The organism is Lysinibacillus sp. FJAT-14222 (assembly GCF_001278875.1).
Classification (GTDB): domain Bacteria; phylum Bacillota; class Bacilli; order Bacillales_A; family Planococcaceae; genus Lysinibacillus; species Lysinibacillus agricola.
Map to the genome: position 1 here is coordinate 1 of NZ_LIYL01000076.1, position 591 is coordinate 591.

Below are 591 nucleotides of genomic sequence, written 5' to 3' on the forward strand. Positions count from 1 at the left end.
CCTGAATTATTCACAGCCATCTGAGATTTAGGGAATTTGGCTAGTTTTTCAGAATTGAGGAAAATAATTAGGAGTAAGTGGTTTAGTAAATTGAGAATCAGGTTGGGTTTTGTACAAAAAACCTATTTTAGGGCAGACTTCCCCCTTGATGTGGGTTCGATTTTTTAAAAAGGGCTATTTAGTTGAATGTTAGCTGTTGCACCCTGGTCAGGACGTCCCAAAAGAAGCGCTCATAGACAAAACTTGAGGACATTTTAAAATACAGTGAACGTCCAGACTTCACTAATTTACTTGCGACTTTTATCAAACGTGTGCGAATGGTTTGGATTTGAATCCCCTTATATTTTTTCGGGAAACTGAGTGTACGTAGCCAGTTCGTGAAGTTATAGGCAAGTAAACTTAACATCATCCGTGCTTCATTGACAAGGAAATCATGGCTTTTCATCTGATCAAAACCAAAGCCATCTTTCGCTTCTTTGATGAAATTTTCCATTGTACCTCGCTGTTTGTATGATGCGACAATCGCTTGTGGTGAAAAGGTTTCACCAAGACTTGTCACAAAAAAGGCATGAGAAAAGAACAGTTCACCGG

Annotated in this window: 1 protein-coding gene; it reads right to left on the reverse strand. The window is 38.9% G+C overall.

Annotation, left to right across the window (positions count from 1 at the left end; translation table 11 throughout):
- Positions 1-178: 178 nt before the first annotated feature.
- Positions 179-591, reverse strand: a 413-nt coding sequence (locus AN161_RS27140; protein WP_143115104.1) for a transposase, incomplete at its 5' end; no start/stop codon positions are given.